The 23893-nt window shown below is 34.9% G+C and carries 27 protein-coding genes; 7 read left to right on the top strand and 20 right to left on the bottom strand.

Translation table 11 applies throughout. The annotated features are described in order from the left end of the window. The first annotated feature begins 75 nt into the window (after nucleotides 1-75). The 4 genes from M4I44_RS08520 to M4I44_RS08505 are packed head-to-tail and all read left to right on the top strand — an operon-like array spanning nucleotide 76 to nucleotide 3104. Nucleotides 76-1584: a GH3 auxin-responsive promoter family protein gene (locus M4I44_RS08520; RefSeq protein WP_249967040.1), complete on the top strand. Its 1509-nt coding sequence runs from the start codon at nucleotides 76-78 to the stop codon at nucleotides 1582-1584. A 39-nt stretch (nucleotides 1585-1623) separates the two neighbouring features. Continuing rightward, nucleotides 1624-2229, top strand: coding sequence for a hypothetical protein (locus M4I44_RS08515; RefSeq protein ID WP_249967039.1), 606 nt, complete (start codon nucleotides 1624-1626; stop codon nucleotides 2227-2229). Next, nucleotides 2226-2816, top strand: a complete 591-nt coding sequence (locus M4I44_RS08510) for a Zn-dependent protease (RefSeq protein ID WP_249967038.1) — start codon at nucleotides 2226-2228, stop codon at nucleotides 2814-2816. Before M4I44_RS08515 ends, M4I44_RS08510 begins: the two co-directional genes overlap by 4 nt. Nucleotides 2817-2858: 42 nt before the next feature. After that, nucleotides 2859-3104 (top strand): redox-active disulfide protein 2, encoded by a 246-nt coding sequence (locus M4I44_RS08505; RefSeq protein WP_249967037.1) that lies wholly within the window; start codon nucleotides 2859-2861, stop codon nucleotides 3102-3104. Nucleotides 3105-3319: 215 nt separating this feature from the next. Here the strand turns inward: M4I44_RS08505 and serB are convergent, their stop codons facing one another. From serB to M4I44_RS08475, 6 genes are all read right to left on the bottom strand, one after another. Further along, a complete protein-coding gene (serB, locus tag M4I44_RS08500; protein ID WP_017497747.1) occupies nucleotides 3320-4549 on the bottom strand; it encodes a phosphoserine phosphatase SerB in 1230 nt (409 codons plus the stop codon). A 251-nt stretch (nucleotides 4550-4800) separates the two neighbouring features. Beyond that, nucleotides 4801-5241: a VOC family protein gene (locus tag M4I44_RS08495; protein ID WP_017497746.1), complete on the bottom strand. Its 441-nt coding sequence runs from the start codon at nucleotides 5239-5241 to the stop codon at nucleotides 4801-4803. Between the two features lie 31 nt (nucleotides 5242-5272). Beyond that, nucleotides 5273-5710, bottom strand: coding sequence for an ATPase (locus M4I44_RS08490; RefSeq protein WP_017497745.1), 438 nt, complete (start codon nucleotides 5708-5710; stop codon nucleotides 5273-5275). A gap of 1 nt (nucleotide 5711) precedes the next feature. Next, complete coding sequence (locus tag M4I44_RS08485) at nucleotides 5712-6119, bottom strand: VOC family protein (protein WP_017497744.1); 408 nt, start codon at nucleotides 6117-6119, stop codon at nucleotides 5712-5714. A gap of 88 nt (nucleotides 6120-6207) precedes the next feature. After that, on the bottom strand, nucleotides 6208-6612 hold the full coding sequence (locus tag M4I44_RS08480; RefSeq protein ID WP_017497743.1) for an SRPBCC family protein: 405 nt from the start codon (nucleotides 6610-6612) through the stop codon (nucleotides 6208-6210). 54 nt (nucleotides 6613-6666) lie between these two features. Next, a complete protein-coding gene (locus M4I44_RS08475) occupies nucleotides 6667-7071 on the bottom strand; it encodes an SRPBCC domain-containing protein (RefSeq protein ID WP_249967036.1) in 405 nt (134 codons plus the stop codon). A 169-nt stretch (nucleotides 7072-7240) separates the two neighbouring features. Between M4I44_RS08475 and M4I44_RS08470 the strand changes: the two genes are divergently transcribed. Then, nucleotides 7241-8206 carry a GlxA family transcriptional regulator gene (locus M4I44_RS08470; RefSeq protein WP_070905644.1) on the top strand — a complete coding sequence of 322 codons (966 nt, stop codon included), beginning with the start codon at nucleotides 7241-7243 and terminating at the stop codon, nucleotides 8204-8206. Here M4I44_RS08470 and M4I44_RS08465 read toward each other — a convergent pair whose 3' ends face one another. The 10 genes from M4I44_RS08465 to M4I44_RS08420 all read right to left on the bottom strand — a co-directional run bounded on the left by M4I44_RS08465 (nucleotide 8207) and on the right by M4I44_RS08420 (nucleotide 16516). Next, nucleotides 8207-8452, bottom strand: a complete 246-nt coding sequence (locus tag M4I44_RS08465) for a hypothetical protein (protein WP_249967035.1) — start codon at nucleotides 8450-8452, stop codon at nucleotides 8207-8209. Between the two features lie 124 nt (nucleotides 8453-8576). Beyond that, the gene (locus tag M4I44_RS08460; RefSeq protein WP_249967034.1) at nucleotides 8577-9038 is read right to left on the bottom strand and encodes a hypothetical protein; all 462 of its coding nucleotides are present in this window, start codon (nucleotides 9036-9038) and stop codon (nucleotides 8577-8579) included. Between the two features lie 53 nt (nucleotides 9039-9091). Then, a complete protein-coding gene (locus tag M4I44_RS08455) occupies nucleotides 9092-9568 on the bottom strand; it encodes a hypothetical protein (protein ID WP_017497738.1) in 477 nt (158 codons plus the stop codon). 18 nt (nucleotides 9569-9586) lie between these two features. Then, complete coding sequence (locus M4I44_RS08450; RefSeq protein ID WP_249967033.1) at nucleotides 9587-10918, bottom strand: hypothetical protein; 1332 nt, start codon at nucleotides 10916-10918, stop codon at nucleotides 9587-9589. A gap of 137 nt (nucleotides 10919-11055) precedes the next feature. Continuing rightward, a complete protein-coding gene (gene clpX / locus M4I44_RS08445; RefSeq protein WP_017497935.1) occupies nucleotides 11056-12288 on the bottom strand; it encodes an ATP-dependent Clp protease ATP-binding subunit ClpX in 1233 nt (410 codons plus the stop codon). 202 nt (nucleotides 12289-12490) lie between these two features. After that, the gene (clpP, locus tag M4I44_RS08440; protein ID WP_017497934.1) at nucleotides 12491-13165 is read right to left on the bottom strand and encodes an ATP-dependent Clp endopeptidase proteolytic subunit ClpP; all 675 of its coding nucleotides are present in this window, start codon (nucleotides 13163-13165) and stop codon (nucleotides 12491-12493) included. A gap of 233 nt (nucleotides 13166-13398) precedes the next feature. Then, on the bottom strand, nucleotides 13399-14721 hold the full coding sequence (locus M4I44_RS08435; protein WP_017497933.1) for a trigger factor: 1323 nt from the start codon (nucleotides 14719-14721) through the stop codon (nucleotides 13399-13401). 118 nt (nucleotides 14722-14839) lie between these two features. Beyond that, on the bottom strand, nucleotides 14840-15184 hold the full coding sequence (locus tag M4I44_RS08430) for a phage holin family protein (RefSeq protein WP_017497932.1): 345 nt from the start codon (nucleotides 15182-15184) through the stop codon (nucleotides 14840-14842). A gap of 39 nt (nucleotides 15185-15223) precedes the next feature. Continuing rightward, on the bottom strand, nucleotides 15224-15712 hold the full coding sequence (locus M4I44_RS08425; RefSeq protein ID WP_249967032.1) for a YdcF family protein: 489 nt from the start codon (nucleotides 15710-15712) through the stop codon (nucleotides 15224-15226). 39 nt (nucleotides 15713-15751) lie between these two features. After that, nucleotides 15752-16516: an alpha/beta fold hydrolase gene (locus M4I44_RS08420; protein WP_249967031.1), complete on the bottom strand. Its 765-nt coding sequence runs from the start codon at nucleotides 16514-16516 to the stop codon at nucleotides 15752-15754. 198 nt (nucleotides 16517-16714) lie between these two features. Here M4I44_RS08420 and M4I44_RS08415 point away from each other — a divergent pair, with 198 nt between their 5' ends. Next, nucleotides 16715-18091, top strand: a complete 1377-nt coding sequence (locus tag M4I44_RS08415; protein WP_249967030.1) for a hypothetical protein — start codon at nucleotides 16715-16717, stop codon at nucleotides 18089-18091. A gap of 60 nt (nucleotides 18092-18151) precedes the next feature. Here the strand turns inward: M4I44_RS08415 and M4I44_RS08410 are convergent, their stop codons facing one another. The 4 genes from M4I44_RS08410 to M4I44_RS08395 all read right to left on the bottom strand — a co-directional run bounded on the left by M4I44_RS08410 (nucleotide 18152) and on the right by M4I44_RS08395 (nucleotide 23095). Further along, nucleotides 18152-18994, bottom strand: a complete 843-nt coding sequence (locus M4I44_RS08410; RefSeq protein WP_249967029.1) for a DUF4249 domain-containing protein — start codon at nucleotides 18992-18994, stop codon at nucleotides 18152-18154. Between the two features lie 5 nt (nucleotides 18995-18999). Then, complete coding sequence (locus tag M4I44_RS08405) at nucleotides 19000-21279, bottom strand: TonB-dependent siderophore receptor (RefSeq protein WP_249967028.1); 2280 nt, start codon at nucleotides 21277-21279, stop codon at nucleotides 19000-19002. A gap of 80 nt (nucleotides 21280-21359) precedes the next feature. Continuing rightward, on the bottom strand, nucleotides 21360-22223 hold the full coding sequence (locus M4I44_RS08400) for a YhcG family protein (RefSeq protein ID WP_249967414.1): 864 nt from the start codon (nucleotides 22221-22223) through the stop codon (nucleotides 21360-21362). 158 nt (nucleotides 22224-22381) lie between these two features. Continuing rightward, nucleotides 22382-23095: a pyridoxine 5'-phosphate synthase gene (locus M4I44_RS08395; RefSeq protein ID WP_017497925.1), complete on the bottom strand. Its 714-nt coding sequence runs from the start codon at nucleotides 23093-23095 to the stop codon at nucleotides 22382-22384. A 116-nt stretch (nucleotides 23096-23211) separates the two neighbouring features. Here M4I44_RS08395 and M4I44_RS08390 point away from each other — a divergent pair, with 116 nt between their 5' ends. Continuing rightward, nucleotides 23212-23871, top strand: coding sequence for a CBS domain-containing protein (locus M4I44_RS08390; RefSeq protein ID WP_249967027.1), 660 nt, complete (start codon nucleotides 23212-23214; stop codon nucleotides 23869-23871). The last annotated feature ends 22 nt before the right edge of the window (nucleotides 23872-23893 follow it).

Genomic DNA, 23893 nt, shown 5'->3' with positions numbered 1-23893 from the left:
TTTAAGGTTCCTGATTTTACGCGAATTGTAAAATCTAAAATCTACAATCAGCAATCTAAAATATAAATTTCACCCATGCCCTTATCAATAATCAACTCTTTCGCTTCGTGGGTCCTAAAACAAAGGATACATCAGATAGAACTTTTTCTAAAATATCCGAATGAAGTTCAGGAGGAGCTGTTGCACAATTTGCTGACCGCTTCAGAAAATACTATTATAGGGAAACAGTATGATTTTGAATCGATTAATTCTTATCAGACTTTTGCTGAAAGGGTACCGATTGCTACTTATGAGGAGCTTCAGCCATTGATTGAACGTACCCGTCAGGGGGAACAAAATGTATTTTGGGAAACACCAATAAAATGGTTTGCTAAATCAAGCGGAACTACGAATGCCAAAAGTAAATTCATTCCTGTGAGTAATGAAGCTTTAGAAGATTGTCATTATAAAGGAAGTAAAGATTTACTTTGTCTGTACCTCAACAACAATGAGGATTCGGAATTGTTCCTTGGGAAAAGTCTCCGTCTGGGCGGAAGTTCTCAGATCTACGAGAACAATAATACGTTCTTTGGCGATTTATCTGCTATTCTGATTGAAAACATGCCGATCTGGGCTGAGTTTAGCAGTACTCCAAGCAGTAAAACTTCTTTGATGAGTGAATGGGAATCGAAAATTGCTGCGATTATAAATGAAACAAAAAACGAAAACGTAACCAGTTTTGCAGGCGTTCCGTCATGGATGCTGGTTTTAATGAATAAGGTTTTAGAAAATACAGGGAAAGAAAGTCTTCTGGATATCTGGCCTAATCTGGAAGTTTATTTCCATGGGGGGGTAAGTTTCTCACCTTATAAAGAGCAATACAAAAATATTTTACCAAGCAAAGATTTTAGGTATTACGAAATATACAATGCTTCTGAAGGCTTTTTTGCTATTCAGGATTTAAACAATTCAAGTGATTTATTGCTGATGCTGGATTATGGCATTTTCTATGAATTCATATCGATGGATACGTTTGGAACTCCAAATCAAAAAGTAATTCGTCTGGCTGATGTTGAGTTAAACAAAAACTATGCGATTGTCATTACAACCAACTCCGGCTTATGGCGTTATTTGATTGGAGATACGGTTCGTTTTACATCTTTAAACCCTTACAGAATCAGGGTAACAGGCAGAACGAAACATCATATTAATGTGTTCGGCGAAGAATTAATGGTCGAAAATACCGATCAGGCGATTGCCAAAGCCTGTCAGCTTACTCATACTGAAGTGATCGATTATACCGTGGCTCCTATTTTCATGCAGGACAAGGAAAAAGGTGCTCACGAATGGATGATCGAATTCAAGAAAAAACCTGCCGATGTGGGGCTTTTCCAAAAAGTACTGGATGACACTTTGCAAACTCTAAATTCTGATTACGAAGCCAAACGTCACAACAATATGACTTTAAATCCTTTAGTGATTAATGTGGCACGTGAAAACTTATTCTACGACTGGTTAAAAGAACGCGATAAATTAGGCGGACAGCATAAAATCCCAAGACTTTCCAATCAAAGGGATTATTTGGAGCAGTTGAAAGAGATGTAGTTGTACAAAAAACTTAATCAAAAACCACGTTAATCTAGAATGAAATTAATAGAAAAAATCCAGAATTTAATCCCGTTAGGTTATCTTTTTCTCGTCGTATTGGGAATTTTAAAAGAATGTGTTTTCTTTTTTCAATTGAAGATAAACATTCTGAAATATTCAACCATTATGGATATTCTCATCAGTCCCATTGCTGATTTAACCGCAAATCCAATTGTCTTATTCAGCTTAATTGTTTTCGCCACTATTATTTCCCTTTTTCTAAGTTTATGCTATAAGCATCGCAACAAAAGCTGGGCAAAAAAAATGATAGGAACAAATCTAAATGGGGAAAAATTCGCAGATGCTGAAATCAAAAACAAACTGAAACAAAAATTTTTAGTTTGCATTGGAGCCGGATTACTAAGTTTTTTTATTGGTTTAGGAATTGGCGAAGGCTATAAAACTGCAGAGAAGATTAGAACGAATAAATTGAAATACAAACAAAAAATCACCTTTAACACAGGAGAAACTGATGCCGTTTTTTTGATAGATGTCAATAGTGCTTATTATTTTTACCTGACTCCAAAAAGTAATGCGATCAAAGTTGCGCCTCTTGGATCCATTAAAAGTGTGGAGTTAACGAATTTAGGATCGGCGAAATGAGAAATTACATTTTAATTTTAATATTCTTTTTCATCTCCTGTACCCAAGAACAACATCCGAAAATAATTGTCCTTCAGCCTCTGGGGAGTTTCAAAACGGAGCAGGCAAAAAATGTTTACCATAAAATACAAACGATCAACCCTAATGTTGTTTTAAGAGCCAACATTCCTTTTCCGGAAAATGCATTTTACCGAGCCCGAAACAGATATCGGGCTGACAGTATTATCAAAACGATCAAAAACAATATTGGCACAGATTCTGTAATTGTAGGTTTATCAAACTGTGACATTAGTGTCACCAAGGGAAAAACAAAAGACTGGGGAGTTATGGGACTAGGCTATCATCCCGGAAAATCCTGTGTGGTCTCTGACTTTAGATTAAGCAAGCAAAATAAAAGTGCTCAATTTTACAAAGTGGTACTGCATGAATTGGGTCACACCGAAGGCTTGCCTCATTGTCCTGTAAAAACATGCTTAATGAGAGATGCTGAAGGAAAAAATCATCTGGACGAAGAAACTGATTTTTGTTTCAAATGTAAAAAACACTTAATTGGAAAAGGCTGGAAATTAAACAAATCTACAAGCTGATAACTTGCCATAAAACACCAAATTAACTAAAACCATAATAAAATGAAAAACGAAAAATTTAGCAAAATGACTACCGAAGAGCTGCTTAAAAGCCAACAAATATCAAAAACCGCTGCGTATGCATTTGCCGTAATCTTACTTTTATTATTCATTGTGAACATCTATCTTGTTTTTAAAAAAGGATTTAGTGCTTCTCAGATTGTCCCTATTGCTCTATTGCCTTTACTTCTTTTAAATTTCAAAACTTTAAAAGACATTAAAGAGGAATTGAAGTCCAGAGAAAAATAAGCCCCAATACTATCGCCGAATTGCATGAGGGATAGAAGTGGAAATCCTTTTGTGTCCGCCGCGGCGGACACAAAAGATTACAACGGATAGCCCGACCCACTTTTTCAGCGGGACATGCCCATAGCTTCGACTTCGCTCAGCCTGACTAAAATGAGCGAAATCAAAGTTCTTTTTAGCATTACAGGGCTTCTACTTCGCTCAGCCCGACACTAGATTTACATCATATCGATGTACCTGTCATGGTAGCCTAATAAATACAAAACTCCGTCAAGACCCAGACTTGAAATTGACGTTGCTGCATTTTCTTTTACTTTTGGTTTGGCATGAAAAGCGATTCCTAAACCTGCTAAATTGATCATTGGTAAATCATTGGCGCCATCTCCAACCGCAATGGTCTGGTTGATGTGAATTCCTTCTTTGTCGGCGATTGCTTTTAGGTATTCGGCTTTCTTTTGGCCGTCTACGATATCGCCTATATATTTTCCGGTAAGTTTACCGTCTTTTATCTCTAATTTATTGGCATGAACATAATCGATGCCCAATTCTTTTTGAAGATACTCTCCAAAATAGGTAAATCCTCCGGATAAAATTGCGGTTTTGTATCCATAATATTTCAGGGCTTTCATTAAGCGATGCGCTCCTTTTGTAATCGGTAAATTGACGGCTACATTCTGCAAAACATCTTCGCTCAATCCTTCGAGCAGTGCCATACGCTGTTTGAAACTTTCGTTGAAATCAATCTCGCCATTCATTGCTGATTCTGTGATGGCTCTAACCTGATCTCCTACTCCGTTCAGCTCGGCCAGTTCGTCGATCACTTCAGTCTGAATTAAAGTAGAGTCCATATCGAAGCAAACCAAACGTCTGTTTCGTCTGTAAATATTGTCTTCCTGAAAGGATATATCCACATTTAACGTTCTGGAAATTTCCATAAAACTTGCCGTCATGTCAATCTTGTTTACGATCTCTCCGGTCACGGACAATTGTATACAGGAACGAGGGTATTCTTCCAGATCTACAATAGAAGTTCTTCCTGTTAATCTTATAATAGAATCAATATTCAGATTTTGGGCTGACATTATTTTGGTTACGGCAGCCAATTGAGAAGCGGCTAGTTTTTCGCCCAAAATATTGATGATATAACGTTGTTTGGATTGTGATTTCACCCACTTTTCGTAATCCTCGATAGAAATTGGAATAAATTTTACTTTAATTTCTAATTCATAAGCCTTGAACAATAAATCTTTTAAAACGGGGCCGGAAGAGGAACCTGCCTGAATTTCGAATAAAATTCCCAGAGAAAGCGTATCATGAATATCGGCCTGACCAATATCTAAAATATTTGCATCGTAAGTTGCCAATACAGCGGTTAAACCTGCTGTTACTCCTATTTTATCATGTCCTGAAACTTTTAATAAAATAATCTCTTTATCTTCTGTTGCCATTTTATGTTTATTGATTTTACGAAGCGACAAAAATCGACAATCTAATGTTGATAAAAAAGGATATTGCTTGTTTTTTAAAGAGAAAAAGCACCTAATACTGTGCTTTTTGGAGTAATTTAACAATAATGTTCAGGGATTGGAATAACCTAACTTTTTCAATCTCTGAATTGTTTTTTTATCACAGATTTCAAGGATTAAAATGGTGAATCCCTGAAATCTTTTGTATGGTGATAAAATATAAGAAGTTGTTTTTAACCTGCCTGGTTTTCATCAAAGTTTACCATCCAGCTTACATCAAACTTATCTTTGAACATTCCAAAATAAGCTCCCCAAAAGGTTTTTGCCATTGGCATATAAACAGTTCCTCCTGCTGAAAGTCCGTTAAAAATACGGTCTCCTTCTGCTGCACTGTCCACATTTATGGAGATGGAGAAATTCCCTCCAAAAGTTACGTCTCCGGATTGCTCACTGCTATCACTTCCCATCAGAATGGTGTTTCCAATTGGCAATGAAACGTGCATGATTCGATTAGCATCTTTTTCAGATACCGGACCACATCCTTCTTCACCTGCCGGCATTTCATTAAATCTTCCAAGAAATGGAAATTCTCCTCCAAAAACGGATTGATAAAACAGAAATGCTTCTTCGCAATTTCCGTTAAAAATTAAATAAGGGTTTACTGCTGTTGCCATGATATTTGTTTTTTGTTTGTTATTTCTTTTTTTATTTTTCTGAGAGTTCTTTAGCGGTCTCCAGTCCTTTTGGGAATGCTTCCTTAAAATAATCGATGTATTTTTCGACTACATCTACCTGCGCTACCAAATCAGTAAATTCGTCATCGGCTGTTAATCGATACGTTTCCATGGCACCTGTCCACTTTTTGGTTTCTTCGTCAAGAGGCAATTCTTTAAAGTCTTTGATTTCGCCTATATGTTTAAAAGCCATATACTCGTTCGGAATTTTCGTTTCAATGACACTATTCATTCCTTCTCCGTTTGGAGACAAGAAATGTATTTTATCGCCCTGATTCCATTCACTTATGGCGTATGAACCTTCGCAAAAAGACCCCGTCCACTTCTTATACGTTTCCTCGTCCCATAAAACTGCCCAGACTTTTTGTACCGGGGCTTTAATTCTGATTTTAAATTCTAAAGTTTCCATACTATGATAGTTTACTAAAATCCATAAATAATATGTTCCAACGATGACCGTCTAGATCTGCAAAGCCACAGCCGTACATCCATCCCTGACTTTCTGACGGTGGAGCAAAAACAGTTCCTCCAGCTTCTTTAACTTTCTTTGCCAGTTCATCTACTTCAGCAGTACTTTCAGCATCAATCGAGATCAGAACTTCTGTACTTGTTTTCGTATCTGTCAGTTGATTATGAGAAAAACTGGCAAACAATTTTTCCTCAAAAAGCATTACTACAAATTTTCCTTCTCCAATCACCATACAAGTTGACTTTGGTGTGTCGTGTTCTTCATTAAAAGAGAATCCTATTTCCGAAAAAAAAGCCTTTGATTTTGCCACCTCTTTTACCGGCAAATTCAGCCAAATTTGTTTTGTCATTGTAACTCTTTTTAAAATTAAACTATCTCTGTGATGTCAATCAGTGCCTTTGTCACTTTGCTTCTTTGAACCTTTGAGCCTAAAAAAACTAATTACTTTCGGTATAACTTTTAAAATTATCCATGATGGCTTGCCAGCCTCCGCGCTGCATTTCTTCAGGGTTTTCTGTTTCGGGATCAAATTTTTCAATTACCTCAACTCCGCTTGGTGTTTCTTTAAAAGTAATTTCAACTTTTCTTCCATCTTCTAAAATGTATTCAATAGCTTTATTCTGCTCTACTACAGTGTACTCCCCTCCAAAATCAAAACTCATACTGCCGTCTTTTGCAGCCATAGTCGATGTAAATTTCCCTCCAACTCTCAGATCATTTTCAGCATGAGGTGTATGCCAGTCCGGAGAAGCAAAATTCCATTTTGTAATGTGTTCCGGTGCTGTCCAAAATTCCCAAACTTTGTCTACTGATGCATTAATCGTGTTTTGTACTGTTATCATTTTATTTCTTTTTTTAGTTATACTTTTAAAATTGGTTCTTGTTTCGTTTTTTATTTAATTACTTTCAACATACTCTTTAAAATGATCGATAACAGCCTGACACCATCGCAGCTGCATTTCTTTAGGATTTCCAGCTTCAGTTTGAAATTTTTCGGTAAGAATGACTTTATCACTACTTGCTTCAAAATGAACACTTCCGGTTCTGTTATCAGATAGTTGATACTCTATTTCTGAAAAAGTTTCTACCCTCGTATAAACTCCTTCAAAATCAAAAGTGGCAGTTCCGTCTTTCGCAGCCATCGTATATTTGAATTTTCCGCCAACTCGCAAATCATTTTCAACCTGAATAGTATGCCAATCTTCCGAAGGGAAATTCCACTTTACAATATGTTCTGGTGTTGTCCAAAACTCCCAGACTTTGTCTATGGCCTCCTTAATTATGTTTTGTACGGTTATCATTGTTTATTTACTAAAATCAAAGATGTTTCTTTATAAAATTACAAATTATTTAAAGCAAATTTAGTTTTTTAGCATTAGCTTTAAGTTACATTAAAAGTCATTTTTAGGGTCATTTAAGACAAAATACTTACTTTTGTAACCTATCATTTTTCCAAAAACCAATGCAATCATGACTAAGAAAGTAGGATTAATTGTTCCGCACGACTATAAATTACTAAGTATAGCAGCTATTTTAGAAGTTTTTGAAACCGCCAACAAACTTGCTAAAGAAGACGAAAAGCCTTTTGAGATTATGGTATTTCAATTGACAGAACAGATCAAAGAAGCAAATTTGTTCGGCTATAAAGTAAATCCGGTTGAAGATTCAACAACAATCCTTGAACTTATCCTGATTCCGGCTTTTACTACGGATAATATGAGCGAAATGATCGCAAAAAACAAAAACTTTATTCCATGGCTAAAAAAGCACCATCAATCCGGTGCCGAGCTGGCCAGTTTTTGTACGGGTGCCTTTTTATTTGCCGCATCCGGTTTGCTTAACGAAAAGTTGGCCACAACTCATGTCGATGCCTGCAGTGCTTTTACCAAAGCGTTCCCACTCGTAAAATTGAAACCCGAAGAAACTTTAACGGCCGACGGTAGTTTGTATACCAGCGGAGGCTCTACCTCAACGTTTCACCTGTTGATTCTTTTGGTTCAGAAATACTGTGGAAATGAGATTGCAGTTCAGATTGCAAAGATTTTTTCGATTGATTTAAACCGATACAAACAGAGTTATTTCAGCACCTTTAGACCCAATCATTTGCACAATGATGCCTTAGTTGCCATGCTGCAGCAAAAAATAGAAAGTCAATATCATACGATCGAAAAACTGGAAGAAATCACCAAAGACATTCCTACCAGTACCCGAAATATGACGCGACGTTTCAAACAGGTTACCGGCATCCCACCTATTGAATACCTGCAAAATATAAGAGTTGAAAGTTCAAAGAAATATCTGGAACAAACGCAACTTTCGATTTCTGAAATTATTGAGAAAACGGGCTATAATGATCCGAAAGCCTTTAGGAAAGTTTTTTATAAAATGGTAGGCATGAAACCTATTGAGTATCGGGAGAAGTTTAGGGTGCAGTAATTATTTCAGATTCCTTTTCAAAAGTTTTTCTGATGTGCTATTGTCCCAATGATAATGCTGCCTTCTCAATGAAGAATCAATTTTTACCGTTGACTGATACTGTTCCAACCAAACTTTTTCTTTGTCAACAGCAATAGATTTCTCCGTTTTTTCCTTTTCTTTCTTTTTTATTAAAAGCCAATGAGTGACCAACATAGGGAGCCCTAAAACAATTATAACAATGGCAAATTTTTTAATATCCTTCACACAAATCCATTTTTGCAAATGTAGGAAAAAAATTATAATAAATAAATTAACTTAGAAAGTTCTTTTCTTCGCAAAAAAACCTGTTCAGATTAACGAACAGGTTAAGAAACTTATAAATAAGAGTTTAATACGTTATAAACACCCCCTCATCTCCTTTAAGGATATAATCAAAAGAGAGTATTTTGCCATCTATTAAATAAAAATATTCAACTGGTTTATTTTTACTTATTAAAATAAAAATTTTATCAGTATCTCTAGAAAAAAAAACTTTATCATGCTTATAGTCTTTATAGCCTACCACATAAAAATCTTCTGAATTTAAGAGCACTTTTTTATCTTCTTTTATCTTTTTCAAATGTTTACTAAGTATCTCTATTCGGTCATCTAAAGAATACTTTACATCAGAGTTTACTGTTTCAAAACAGATAAAATTATCTGCAATAAATCTCGTCGATCTCTCTTCAAAAAAAACAGATTTCACAAAATTAGTTACCATGTCAGTCTCATTTATTTTATTCTGACATGCAATAGTCGGTGTTTTTAATAATAACACGACAACTAAAAACATACATTTATTTATTTTCATTTAGCAACCTCCTTTCTTTTTTGACGAAATTCTCTTTCTACAATATTACATTACTAAAAAACTATAAAAGTATAATCTTCGGAACCAGCTTTTTGGAACCCAAAAAAAGACACTATTTTATCTTTTTCGATTAAAAAATACTGAGGAGCACCATTCCTTAGATCAACTTTATAAATTTCCTTCCTTTTGTCTTCTACTAGATTTTTGAATTTAATTTTAGCAGTCTCAGGAAAAGAATTATAAGACGAGATAAAAAAATTATTTTCCATTATATCTTTTTTTAATAAAAAGAAATTTCCCTTTTCTTCATTAGCCAGATTACGAAAGTCCATCACCATATATACACCTTTCTTGCATTGATCTGCATCAGAACATTTAATATATCTAGCAACTATTTCTTCCGGATCAATATCATTAATATATAATGCTTTATAAAAATCTCTTATCAGCTTTATTTCATTATTCTCTTGACCATATGAATCTACCGAATAACCAAGAAACAGAACTAGTACTAAACTTAGACATTTCATTTGTTATAGTTTAAATTATCAATTACAATCTCCTTTTCTCTGTGGAGCATTGCTTTTAGTTGTCGTTTTTGTCGTATTTAGAAAATTACCATTTCTAACATCTTCGCCTAAATTCCCTGGAGATGTACCATTAAAAGTAAAACTAGAGGCCTTTGTTGAAGGAAGATTAATCCCTCCTAATTTACCAACAGCAATACCAAAATCAGTACAAGCATAACTATTCACATTGTATATTGAAGGAGGATTATTAGCATATTTAATTATAGAATTCAGCTGATCTGCCGAAATGGATTTGGTTATACTTAAATGGTATATTTCTTTACTATTATCTCTTAATTCCGAACTGTAATTTTTTCCTACCGCTACCATAGCGGTATTTGCCCCCGTCTCAGGGTAGAAACCATAACAGCGCACTATTCCATCCTGTTTAATCCCTATAAAAACATGTCCAACTTCATTTGGCCCTACTAATTCTCTTGTTCCCTCTTTTCCCTGTTGTATATATATGGTTAATTCAGCCGATTTAGACAAATCAAAACACTTATTCTCTTTTTTAGGATCGATTTTTGGTCCTGATGCGATAAGATTAATAGTCATAGAACCTGAGCTTCCATTTCCGCCCCCACCTCCCGGAGACTTCACATATCCCTTTGGACTATTACCTTTCGATCCTGATTTTAGACTGCCTCCATAAGAGCCTCCACCGCTTCCTCCACCACCATATTCTTGTTTATTTTCAGCTTTTTCTCTGCGAATGATCACTTCATCCAATTCAAAAGGATCTGAATCTGACTTAGCAGTCGATTTATTGAGGCGTTCTGACTCCTCCGAAGAGATTACCCTAAGTCCTGTTAGCGCTGCTGTCGTATTGGAGTTTTCAAATTTTGCCCCATTTACAAATCCCTTTTCTAAATCCCAGGCAATGATATACCCATTAAAGTTAACTAAATCCGCTGAAGTTTTTATTTTTTCTAAAGATTCTGATAAAGGGAGTATCTCATATAATGTAGCCGAAAATTCCTTTTTATTTTCTAAAGGGTATAAATACAATACTTTCTGTCCTATATAAGCATCACTCAGATTTTTATCTCTAACGGGAACTACAATTGCCTCAGACCCATTTTCAAAAGTTTCCGTGATTGCACTATCCCAATTATAAACCTGACTTTTAAACGACGAATCAATTTTTACTTTTGATTGATACTGTTCAAACCAAACCCTCGCTTGACTAACCTTAATAGATTGCTCTATTTTTTGTTCGCTTCCTGCTTCTTCTGAAACACAACGACCTGTTAGCACTGCAACTCCTAAAACCATTAAGAGGATTGCCATTTTTTTAATATTTTTCATACAAATACATTTTTATAAATATAAGAAAAATATTATAATAAATAATTAAAATTATAGGTTTTATTTTACAAAATAAAAAAACCTGTTCGTTAAGCCGAACAGGTTTTTTCTAAATTATTAAATCTTATTATAGAAACTTACGAAGCGATTTCCATACGTTTCAATAGATTTTTATTCAAAGTATGTTTTGCGTAATCTTTGTCGATACTTAAAACTTTATCATCTGAACTTGGCAATTCATACATCGCATCGGTTAAGATTGCTTCGCATAACGAACGCAATCCACGTGCTCCTAATTTGTACTCTAACGCTTTGTCTACAATAAAATCTAATGCCTCATCTGTAATGGTGAATTCAACTTCATCCATTAAGAATAATTTTTGGTATTGTTTTACCAAAGCATTTTTAGGCTGTGTCAAAATTGCACGCAGGGTTTCTTTGTCTAAAGGATCCATGTGCGTTAAAACTGGCAAACGCCCAATAATTTCAGGAATCAAACCGAAATCTTTAATATCTTTTGGAATGATGTATTGCAATAAATTGTCTTTATCGATATTGTCTACATTTTTAGAAGTCGAATATCCAACTGCCTGACGGTTCAAACGTTTAGAAATGATACGCTCAACACCATCAAAAGCACCTCCCGCAATAAACAGGATGTTTTGAGTATTTACTTCCACAAATTTCTGGTCCGGGTGTTTACGCCCTCCTTTTGGCGGTACGTTTACAATTGTTCCTTCAAGAAGTTTCAATAAAGCCTGTTGTACTCCTTCACCGGAAACGTCACGTGTAATAGACGGATTATCACTCTTACGGGCAATTTTGTCAATCTCGTCAATAAAAACGATTCCTCTTTCGGCTTTAGTTACATCATAATCGGCAGCTTGCAACAAACGTGTTAAAATACTTTCAACATCTTCTCCTACATAACCTGCCTCAGTAAGTACGGTCGCATCAACGATAGCCAAAGGAACATCTAACATTTTAGCAATTGTCTTTGCTACCAATGTTTTTCCTGTTCCGGTTTGTCCCACCATAATGATGTTACTTTTTTCAATCTCAACTTCATCGTCTAATTGCTGTTGCATTAAACGTTTGTAGTGATTGTAAACGGCAACCGACATTACTTTTTTGGTCTGATCCTGGCCAATAACATATTGATCTAAGAAAGCTCTGATTTCTTTCGGTTTCTTTAAAATTAAATCCCCAACAAGTTTTGCGCTTCCACTTGATTTTAATTCTTCTAATACAATTCCATGTGCCTGTTCGATACACTTATCACAGATATGTGCATTGATACCTGCAATCAATAAATTAGTTTCTGGCTTTTTTCTTCCACAAAACGAACATTCTAATACTACTTTTGCCATTCTTTATTTAAGTTACTAAGCTGCAAAGATACTAAGTTTTAAAGTTTTTCAACTAAAACTTTAAAACTTAGTATCTTTGCAGCTTAAGAGCCTGTTTAATTTTTAAACAGGCTCTAATATTTTTATTTTTTTATTTAAAAATTTAAATCACAAAGAACACCTAGAATCTTAGCGTCTTAGCAACTTAGAAGCTTTAAAAAAATTAGCTTCTTCTTAATACTTCATCAATCATTCCGTATTCTTTTGCTTCATCTGCAATCATCCAGTAATCACGCTCACTGTCTTTGTGTACTTTATCAAAAGTTTGTCCTGAATGTTGAGAAATAATATGATACAATTCATCTTTCAACTTCAACATTTCACGTAAGTTGATTTCCATATCTGTTGCAACTCCCTGAGCTCCCCCTGATGGCTGGTGAATCATCACTCTTGAATGTGGTAAAGCCGAACGTTTTCCCGCTGCTCCTGCACATAATAGTACTGCTCCCATAGAGGCTGCCATACCAGTACAAATTGTCGCTACATCCGGTTTGATATATTGCATGGTATCATAAATTCCTAATCCTGCATAAACACTTCCTCCAGGAGAATTCAGATAAATCTGAATGTCTTTTGAAGCATCAGCACTTTCTAAAAATAATAACTGTGCCTGAACAATGTTCGCGATCTGGTCGTCGATACCTGTTCCTAAAAAGATAATTCTGTCCATCATTAATCTGGAAAAAACATCTAATTGAGAAATATTCAACTGACGTTCTTCAATAATATATGGAGTCATATTCGTTGGGTTCATTGCCGCTATAATTTTGTCATAGTACATGGCATTTACTCCCTGGTGCTTTGTAGCAAATTTTTTGAATTCTTTACCGTAGTTCATATTTTTAGTTTAAAGTTTGAAAATCTAAAAGTCTTTAAGCGACTTAAGCAGGTAAAAACAAAGTTCGTACCTTTTTATACAATAATGTCAATTTGTCTTACTTTTTTGTTTCAGGTTTCAAGTTTCAGATTACTTAAAGTCCGTTTAAACGAAAACCGAAACAAAATAAACTTAAAACAAAAAGAGCGTCAGAAAAATCTCCTGACGCTCAAATATACTTATTTTTTTAGAAATTATTCTCCGTATGAAGCGGCAATAAATTCTTCGTAAGTTACTTCTTTTGTAGTTGGATTTGCTTTTTCTTTAAAGATTTCCAATAACTTCTCAGCTACTACCTGCTCAGAAAGTCTTTTCACTTCTTCCTGGTTTGATAAAACTCTTGCTACAATTGTCTGAACTTCTTCGTCAGAAGGATTTAACTGTCCAAATTGAGCCATTTGTTGTTTGATAGCGTTTGTTGTAAAAGCTTTCAAATCTTCAAAATTAATCTGGATGTTGCTTTGAGCTAAAGCTTTTCCTTCGATTAATTGAAAACGTAATCCTTTTTCAGATCTTGCGTATTCAACTTCAGCTTCTTCTGCAGAAAGTTTTTTCTCTCCAACAGTTTGCAACCATTTTTTAAGGAATTCAGCCGGTAAATCAAATTTTGTGCTTTCGATCAGGAAGTCCTGAACGTCTAACAATAATTTCTGATCTGCTTGCTGCGCGAATTGAGCTTCAGCATCTTCTTTAATTTTAGATTTCAAATCTTCTAAAGAAGCCACTTTTCCTTCACCAAAAAGTTTATCAAATAACTCTTGGTTCAATTCAGCCAATTCAGCTCCGTTGATAGCCTCGATAGTAAAGTTTACTTCGATATCTAAACCGTGAACATTATCATGACCTACTTTTAGGTAATCCATTAATTGGTGATCGTCTTCAAATAAACCTTTTGTGCTTACTGTTACAACATCTCCAACTTTTTTACCGATGAATTTATCTCCGGCGGCTTTGTTGAAAGTAGCTACAGCAATTGTAGTTGTATTGTTGATTCCGTTTTCTTCGTTAGCGAAAGTTCCAGTCAAATCTGAATCAGCTACTACCACTTCTTGTGGAATTGCTTTTCCGAATTGTTTTTGGATACGCTCTACCTGACCGTCGATTAATTTATCATCAGCAGTCACGATGTATTTTACGATATTGTTTTTAGCTTCTAAATCAATTTCGAAGTTTGGTACTAAACCAATTTCGTACTCGAATGTCAATTCTTCAGCATCCCAGTCAAAGTTTTCGTTTACTTTAGCTAGTGGAGTTCCTAAAAGATTTAATCTTTCAGCTTGAACAAAACGCTCTAAAGCCAAATCAACTACTTTTTTAACTTCTTCCTGCTTAATTGCTTTTCCGTATTGTTTTTCAACCAGGTCTTTAGGAACCTGTCCTTTTCTGAAACCTTTTACAGTAGCCAATGGCATTTTTTCGTTTATCCTTTTTGCTACCTGACCTTTATAATCCATGTGAACAACTGTCATTACAATTGTTTCATTCACAGCGTCTATTGCTACTCTTTTAATATCCATTTTCTTCTTTAATTTACATAATAAAATTGGGTCGCAAAATTATAAAATTTTTGCAACCCAACCAAGTTTTTAATCTATTGTATTTGAATACGTTTTAATCACGCTTTCTCTATTTGTTTTATTTATCGTCTCCTATAATTTTATAGGTGATGGACTGTAGAACAGACAATATAACACTAAAAAACAAGGCTGTCCAAAAGGAATCTACTTTAAAACCTCCGACAATATTTGTACAGAACAAAATAATGATTGCATTAATTACCAACAGAAACAAGCCTAAAGTAATCAGTGTAACCGGTAACGTCAAAATTACCAATATTGGTTTTATAAAAAGATTTAACAACCCCAAAACTACCGCAACAATTACCGCGGTGGTAAAACTGGCAACATGAACACCAGGTAAAAAGTGAGCAATTAACAAAACTAAACCTGCCGTAACAAGAAGTCTGAGTAGTAAATTCATAATGGTATGTTTTAAAAATTTATTTAAAAGTACTAAAATTTAATAATATAAACCTTTGCTCAAAATTGCATTGATTGCTTTTTTTTCATGCTCCAGTAATTTCTCCATTTCCTCTTCAGAAATATTATGTTTTACTCCGACATATTCCATCTGATCAAATCCTAAAATTTCATCAAAAATAAGTTTCACCCTTTCAAGATGATAATCAGACGTAATGACCACAACAGCATTTAAGTTGTGACTGAGTACTATCTTTTTTGATAAAACGGCATCTTCGACGGTATTGGCAGACAAGGCAGACTCCAGAAAATTTTCAGCGCTAAGTCCTTTTTCTTTTAAATATTTCATGGCATAATCTGCATGTGGAAGCGGCGCTGTATTAAAGTGCTCTCCAAAACCTCCTGTACAAATAATGCAATTGTACTTTGATTCAAAAATATCGAAACAATATTCTAACCTGTCCAAAGCTACTTGCCCCAAATCTCCTGTTTGTGAATTTGGGGATCCCAATACTATTAAAACTTTCATCTTTTAAACTAAATAAAATTAGTTATTTTAAATCAAAATTTACTCTTTCAAAAACCCTGCTGTCAGTTCAAAAAACATTTTTGGATTTTCGGCGTGAAGCCAGTGCCCTGCATTGGGAATGGTTTCAAATTTAGCTTTAGGGAAATGTTCGCGAATTGCATCAAAATCTGTATCTAAAATATAGCCGGAATTCCCTCCTCTTATAAACAAGGTATCTTTATCGAAAACTAAATCATCGGCCAGCGCTTTTCCGATAGCATCAAGATTATTATTAAAAACTTCCAGATTGAATCTGAAAGCCAGCTGTCCCGGTTCCTTCCAATATAAATTCTTCAATAAAAATTGCCTTGTACCAAAATCGGATACATATTGCGCAACAATTGCTTCAACATCGTTTCGGCTCGGTTTTACCGAAAAATCAACGGCATTTAATCCGGCTAAAATATCCTGATGGTGCTGTTTGTAAAATCGAGGACCAATATCGGCTACAATTAATTTATCGACTATTTCGGGATGCGTAGTAGCAAAAAGCATAGCTACTTTCCCTCCCATCGAATGTCCTAACAGCTCTATTTTATTTAACTGATTGGCCTGACAATATTCAAACACGTCTTGTACCATTGCCTCATAGGACCATTCGTCTGAATGAAAACTACGTCCGTGATTTCTTAAATCCAGAAGATGAACCTGAAACCCTGCATCGACATATTGACCTGCAAGTGTTTTCCAGTTGTCTGACATTCCTAAAAATCCGTGCATGATTACGAAAGGCTTTCCTTCTCCTTCTATTTTCGAATATAACATTTGTATTGGGTTTTAAAAACTGCCCACAAAGGTAAAAAAAGTTATGCATCAATTCTTAAACTAATTCCCCCTGACAAAGCTACTTTGTTTAAAAAACTTCGCGGCATTACGGCTTTCCGTAAAGAAAGCACAAATACAAACTGTAACTTGCGCCTTCAAAAATCAAAATAAAATTTTTATTTAATTTAAACCTCAACCATGATTAAAAAATTATTTTTAGTATCCTTAGTTGCTTCTCAACTTATGGTTTCCTGTTCTAGTGACGACAGCAAAGACGAACCTACAAAGGAACAAACTCTGGCAGAACAAATTGAAAATCTTAGCAAACAACCTTATTCAAAACTAACTCCGGCTGAACAAAAAGTAAAATTAGAGGCTGAAGCTAATGAGATGTTGGCTCAATTAGACAAATCAAAAAGTTCCGGTGCTATTGAAGCAATTCAAAACTTAGGCAGATTGTTAGGTCTTAGAGAGGTTGATATTTTCAACGGAAAAAGCGATAATGCAGTAGAAGACATTTTAAATGTTTCTGGTGTTTACGGTATTTATACCTGGGACAATACCGCAAAAAACTGGGTTAAAACAGCTTCTACAACTGAATTAAAGTTTGTTTTCCCTGCAAAAGCGTCACAAACAGTGAACAATGCAATATTCTCTGCTAAAAGTACTTCATCTGATATCAAAGTAAAAAATATCGACACTTACGGAAACTGGACTTACGACCCTGTAAAACAGCAATATATTCAAAATCCATCTGTATACGACTATTTCTTTTTACCAACATCTACAGATGCTACTTTAACAATCGATAATGCAACAACAGCTACTTTTACTCAAACTGCAAAGTACTCTAACAAAAAAGAAATCCCGGATGAGTTTGCTTACAAGATGACTTTAAACGATGGATATGCCTGGGAAATGAGTGGTAAAAAAGCGCTGGAAAGCAGCTCAAAAGCTACTTTTACTTTTAACGGAAAAACATTAGTTGATTTCAACGCCGGAAGTACAGCAAACATCGATGGTTTACTTGAAAATGACGAACTTGTTCAGTACAGAGGAAAAGCGAATGGTGTAATTAAATTAATGGACAATTTTATTATTGTTGCTAATATGGATTTGGCTACTGAAGCAGCTGATGATATCGCCTTAGATAAAAGTATTGTTCGCCCTGCTTATTTAACGGATAACACCAACCCTAAAAATGATTACAAAGCCTATTACACGGCCTTAAATGCATACGAGAAAAAATACTCTGAAGGTTTGGTTGCTCTTTTCAATAAAAACATAAAACTGATCTTAGTTTCTAAGAAAGACGGTACTAAAATAGCTGATATTATTAAACGTTCAGAAGCGAGAGGTAACTATACTTTCAATCTGCCTGTTTGGAATGAAAAAAACAAATACTGGTCATGGAATACTGCACAAGGTGAATCTTTTTCACAACCTTACATGGAAGAAATCTACTATCTAAAATTCAGTGACAACACTGAAGTAGAAATGAGTACTTATTTCTCAGAAGGTTTCACAGCACTTGAAACTAAATTCGAGAATTTCGTAAAAGCATTCAAAAGATAATTACTTTTAAAGCATAAACTTAAAGCCGTTTTGAAACTATTTTCAAAACGGCTTTATTTTTTACTGAGCCTTTACCCTAAAAGTACTTTGACCATATCCGGCCCAAATCCCTATTCCGCCTTTTATATTTGATTTCAAACTAGTGTTTGCAGGATAAATAGGGTTTCTGCTGTTTACAATTTCGTTTTGCCAACTGTTCCAAAAATCCAGAGCCTCTTTGTTCTGTGTTCTTAATTTTACGTGTATTAAATCTCCATCTACAAAATAAGGAGTGAACTTGGTTTTAGGGAAAAGCAAAACTCCTCTGTTAACTTGTACAGATACTGCCGAAACACTAAAGTTTTTATCATCTAAATTGCCATAAAATGCAGGTACAAAAACAGGTTCCTCTCCTTCTATTCTGGTTGCAATCTGATAATAATTTTTTTCGTTTAGTGGATCATCAAATTTCACAAAAACGTAACCAGTCGTATCAGTGTCAACTTTCTTTACATACTCTGCACTTTTTATGGCTACTGATTTTGGAATCTTGGTTGTCGCTTCAACCACGCGGTTTAAATACTCTATTTTCAATGAATATTCTTTCCCTGTCTCTCCTTTAAGAACTGAACCATAATACACAAATGGAGGCACTCTGTTTTTATCATTCTTAACCCTTAAAACTTCCGATGTCACACCATCTGAAATTGTAATTTTTGCGGAACGTATGACATGATTTAAGACATTAGTGGAATCAATTGTATTGGTAACCGAAATACTGCTCGATAGCAAAACCTGAGCATAATCGCCTTCTTCAATCCAGCCTTCGACTACAATTTTAGATTCTGCTTTTCGGTCGCCAAAATCATCCTTAGAACAACTTGCTATTATCAAAACTACCAGAAATAATATATATTTTTTCATCTTTTTTAAAATTTAAACCTCCAGCTCACAGAAGGCAATATGCGATACAAAACCTTTTCTTCCTGTTTTACAATTACACTGTTTTTATCTTTATTCTCTTTAACACTCAATACCACATAAATCGGATTTTTGATATTGAATGTATTGTAAATGGAGAAATTCAAAGCGCTTTCTTTTTTGTTTGTTTTTAAGAAAAAATAATTCACCGAAAGATCGGTTCGGATATAATTAGGCATTTGTGCATTGTTATAACCTGAATACTCTTTAACCGGATTATTATTGATGAAATACCAGGATGTTGGCATAGTAAAACGGTTTCCGGAACCAAACAGCTGTGTAACTCCGAAATTCCATTTAGCATTCAGATCATACATTCCGACAATTGACAGATTATGTCGTCTGTCGTATTTGGCAAAATAGGTTTTCCCGTTGTTGAGTTCCTCAAAATTTCGATCAGACCAACTCAATGTGTAACTCAGCCAGCCTGTAAACTTTCCATTGCTTTTACGAAGCATTACCTCCAATCCGTATGCTTTACCTTTTCCCGTCAACAAGTCGTTTTTGAATGTGGTAACCTCATTAAACTGTGTGATACCGTACGGATACTCCAGTAAACCTTTCATCGAACGGTAAAAACCTCCCAAAGAAGTACTGAAATTTTTCGAAATATTCTGATTAGAACCGATCGAAAACTCGTCTGACGATTGCGGTTTTATACCGTCTGAACTGGCAATCCAAAAATCAGTTGGAATCCCAACACTTGAAGTAGTTATCAGGCTCAGATATTGATATTGTCTGTTATAAGATCCATAAAAAGAATATTTTTCGTTTAACTGATAATTCAATAAAACTCTGGGCTGAAAATGCAAATAAGAATCACGGGAACCTGAAGTATAATAATTAACCCGAATACCCAATTCGGCACTTAAACGATCTGTAAATCTAGGCCTTACAGTCGTAAAAATAGCCGCCTCATTGGCATTGATTGTACTATTTTGAAAAGTATTATTAGCATCTGTCAAATTCTCGACATTCACTTTTTGAGGCTGTAAATTATGATGTACGTATTGTATTCCGGATTCTACAGGAACATTTTTTATCTGATATTTAAAAGCGTTATTAAATCCAAAATCTTTTACATACGACGAAACTCCAAACTCAATTGTAGCCTGTTCCATATTCAGCTCATTAGAATATTGGCTGAAATATAGTGCATTTGACATACTTACATTTGGCGAAATTGCAGTAATCAAAGTTGGTGAAATGGTGACATTACTCCACTTTAAACTGGTTTGCAAAGCAAGGTTTCCGTCTTTGATTTTCAATTCATCCCCGCTAACAAAAGCATCGACAGAAAGCAGGTTATTTTTAGAAAGCTGAGAGATAAAAGTTAGATTTCCGTCTGAGAAACCGTATTTCATATTCTGAACATCATTATTTTTTGAACCGGAACGCATTAATGGCGCAACAATTTCATCAATATATGTTTTCCTTCCTGAAATGTACAAGCCTGAGTTTTTACCAATAGGAGCGGTCAATGTAAGCTGTGAAGCTAAAATTCCAACATTTCCCTGAATCCCCAATTCCGAAGGTATTTTTTTATTCGGTATCAAGAGTGTCGTTGAACTCAAACGTCCTCCATATTTTGCATTCGAACTTGATTTATCAAACTCGACACCCTTTATATGATCGGTATTGTAAAAAGGAAAAATCCCCAGCAAGTGTGACATTCCATACACAGGAGCTCCATCGTACAAAATGGCATTATGCCCAGGATCTCCGCCTCTAACATACAAATATCCGTTTGCATCTCCTGAATTTTGCACTCCTGGTGTCAGCTGTAAAAGTTTTATAATATCAGTAGCTCCTAAAACAGTCGGAACTGAAGTCAATTCTTTTAAATTAAAGACTAATTTCCCGCCTGATAAAGTCGTTATTGGGCTTTTTTTATCATTGTTCACGATAACTTCTTTCAGATGAGAAACATCTTTATCCAGCACTATTGAAAGCACCGTATCTTTTTCGAAGTTAAGATTAATGATTTTCGTAAGATAACCCAATTGGTTGATTGCTATTTCTACAGGTCCCGGCGACAGCTGTTGCGAGAAATTACCAACAGAGTCAGACAACGTATAATACTGTTGGATCGCTGTTTTTAGAGAAATACTTGCTCCAACAAGATTCTCGTGTTCAGAAGATTTTAGATTTCCGTTTATACTGGCTTTAGATTGCGCAAATACATTGGAAAAACAGAATAAAAAAAGGAGGATAATTGGTTTTGGCACTTGATTTTAATAAGAAAAGTGCGAAAATAAACAATTATAAAGTGTTTTCTAAGAGTAATTATGGTTTTATTTTTATACGCTTAACTTTCAGAATCTAACTGAAATCGCTGAATATCATTCTCTATCAACGCTTTTAATTCCTCCTCTTTTGGCATGTATAGTAAATACTGGCTTGCAAAAACACTTTTCTTATCTGCTAAAACAGAATATTTCACTATCGTTTCATCTTTTTCAGAACACAATAGAATTCCAATCGTAGGCTGATCCGATTCGCTCTTCTTTAAATCATCATACATTCGGACATACATGTCAATCTGACCAATATCCTGATGAGATAGTAATCCGGTTTTTAAATCTATAATTACAAAACATTTTAAAATGTAATTGTAAAAAACCAAATCAATATAAAAATCAGACGTATCCGTAACAATATGCTGTTGTCTCGCTACAAATGCAAACCCTTTTCCAAACTCCAATAAAAATTGCTGTAAATGATCTATTATAGATGTTTCTAAGCTTCGCTCAGAATTTTTAGCTTCAGCTGACAATCCTAAGAATTCAAAAATATAAGGATCTTTTATTAAATTTTGAATAGTATCTGATTCTGCTTTGATACTTTTATGCTCTACAACACGTTCAAATGCTAATGAATTTATTTGCCTTTGAAGCGTCCTGCTGTTCCAGTTGTTCTGAATACTTTCGTTCAGATAATAATTTATTTTTTCCTCCGAAACCAATCGCGACAGTAGTCTATAATGTGTCCAATTCAATTCGTGACACAATGCGTCACGAATTGGAAAAACTTTGTAAAAAGCGCGCATATTTCTCAGATTACCATCATCAAACCCTTTTCCAAACTCAAGTGTGAGCTGATTAGCAAGATTCTTTAAAGTAGCTTTACCATAATCGGCGCGATTTTTCCCTCTTTGTTCGTCTTCAACAATTACTCTCCCAATTTCCCAACTAGGTTTCCAATAAAACAGAATTTGCCATTCTAAAGACTCGTTTACGAGACTGGAGAATAATTTCTTTTACTTCTGAAAACAACGGGGTCTGATTCGTGATCATTATCCAATTATTTAAGTTATCTAAACCTTAAAACTTACTTCAATTTATTCAGATACATGTTTACTACGTTATCCAAGCCCAGATAAAGAGCTTCTGAAATCAAAGCATGGCCAATAGACACTTCTAACAATCCCGGGATATTTTGTTTGAAGAACTGAATATTATCCAAACTTAAATCGTGACCTGCATTAATCCCTAAATCCAATTCATTAGCCAGTTTTGCCGCTTCAACATAAGGATCAATTCCGTTTTTATTCCCTAAACCGTATTGATGCGCAAAAGCTTCCGTATACAACTCAATACGATCTGTTCCTGTTTTTTTTGCTCCTTCTATAACTTCCAGCACCGGATCGACAAAAATCGAAGTTCTGATTCCGTTTCGTTGAAACTCCTGAATAACTTCCGTCAGATACGATTGATTGGCTACAGTATCCCAACCTGCAGACGAGGTAATCGCTCCAATTGCATCAGGAACCAGAGTCACCTGTGTTGGTTTACATTCTAAAACCAAATCGATAAAATTATGCTGAGGATTTCCTTCAATATTATATTCGGTATATACAATTGCTTTTAAATCGCGTGCATCCTGATAGCGAATATGACGTTCGTCCGGACGCGGATGGATTGTGATTCCCTGGCTTCCGAAATTCTGAATATCTGTCGCAACTTTTAATAAATCAGGAACATTTCCGCCGCGTGCATTTCGCAACGTTGCAATTTTATTGATATTTACACTTAACTTTGTCATATAAATAGATAATTAATTCTGGTAACACTATATTTGTTACGACAAAAATACAAAGTAAAACGTAGCGTTTTTTGCTATTTTTTGATTATTTTGCATGAAATATCTTCAATAGATTTATGACAGAAATTACAAACTATATCACCAATGATTTCAGAGCGATTGATAGTCAGGAAACGATAGCATCGGTTCAGGACTTTTTTGCTGATTTGAGTTTTTCGCATTTTCCGGTTTTGGAAAACGGAATTTTTATTGGAAGTATCGCCGCCGATGATGTCGAAACTTTTGATACAGACAAAAAAGCCACTGACTACAAATATACTCTGGAACGTTTTTTTGCCCGAAAATCTATGATTTGGCTTGACGTTCTTGAAGTATTTGCTAAAAATCATACCAATACAATCCCCGTTCTTGACGAAAACAACACCTACGTTGGTTATTATGAAATGGAGGACATCATGAAGTTTTTTCAGGAAACTCCATTTTTAAAAGAGCAAGGCGGTATTATGATCGTTCAAAAAGGACTTTTAGATTACTCCATGGGTCAGATTACTCAAATTATAGAAAGTAATAACGGTAAAATCCTCGGCTGTTTTGTCTCTGAAGCTGACTTAGAAAATGTTCAGATCACCATAAAAATTGGTGTAGGACCTATGAATGAAATCATCCAAACTTTTAGACGATACAATTACGAAATCATATCCGAACATCAGGAAGATGCTTATATCAATAGCTTAAAAGAACGTTCTGATTATCTGGACAAATACCTTAACATATAAATTATTAATGTGTCAATAAGCA

The organism is Flavobacterium sp. B183 (assembly GCF_023539155.1).
GTDB classification, from domain to species: Bacteria; Bacteroidota; Bacteroidia; order Flavobacteriales; family Flavobacteriaceae; genus Flavobacterium; species Flavobacterium tructae.
The sequence above is the reverse complement of the archived record's forward strand: the minus strand, read 5'-3'. Positions and strand labels throughout refer to the sequence as shown.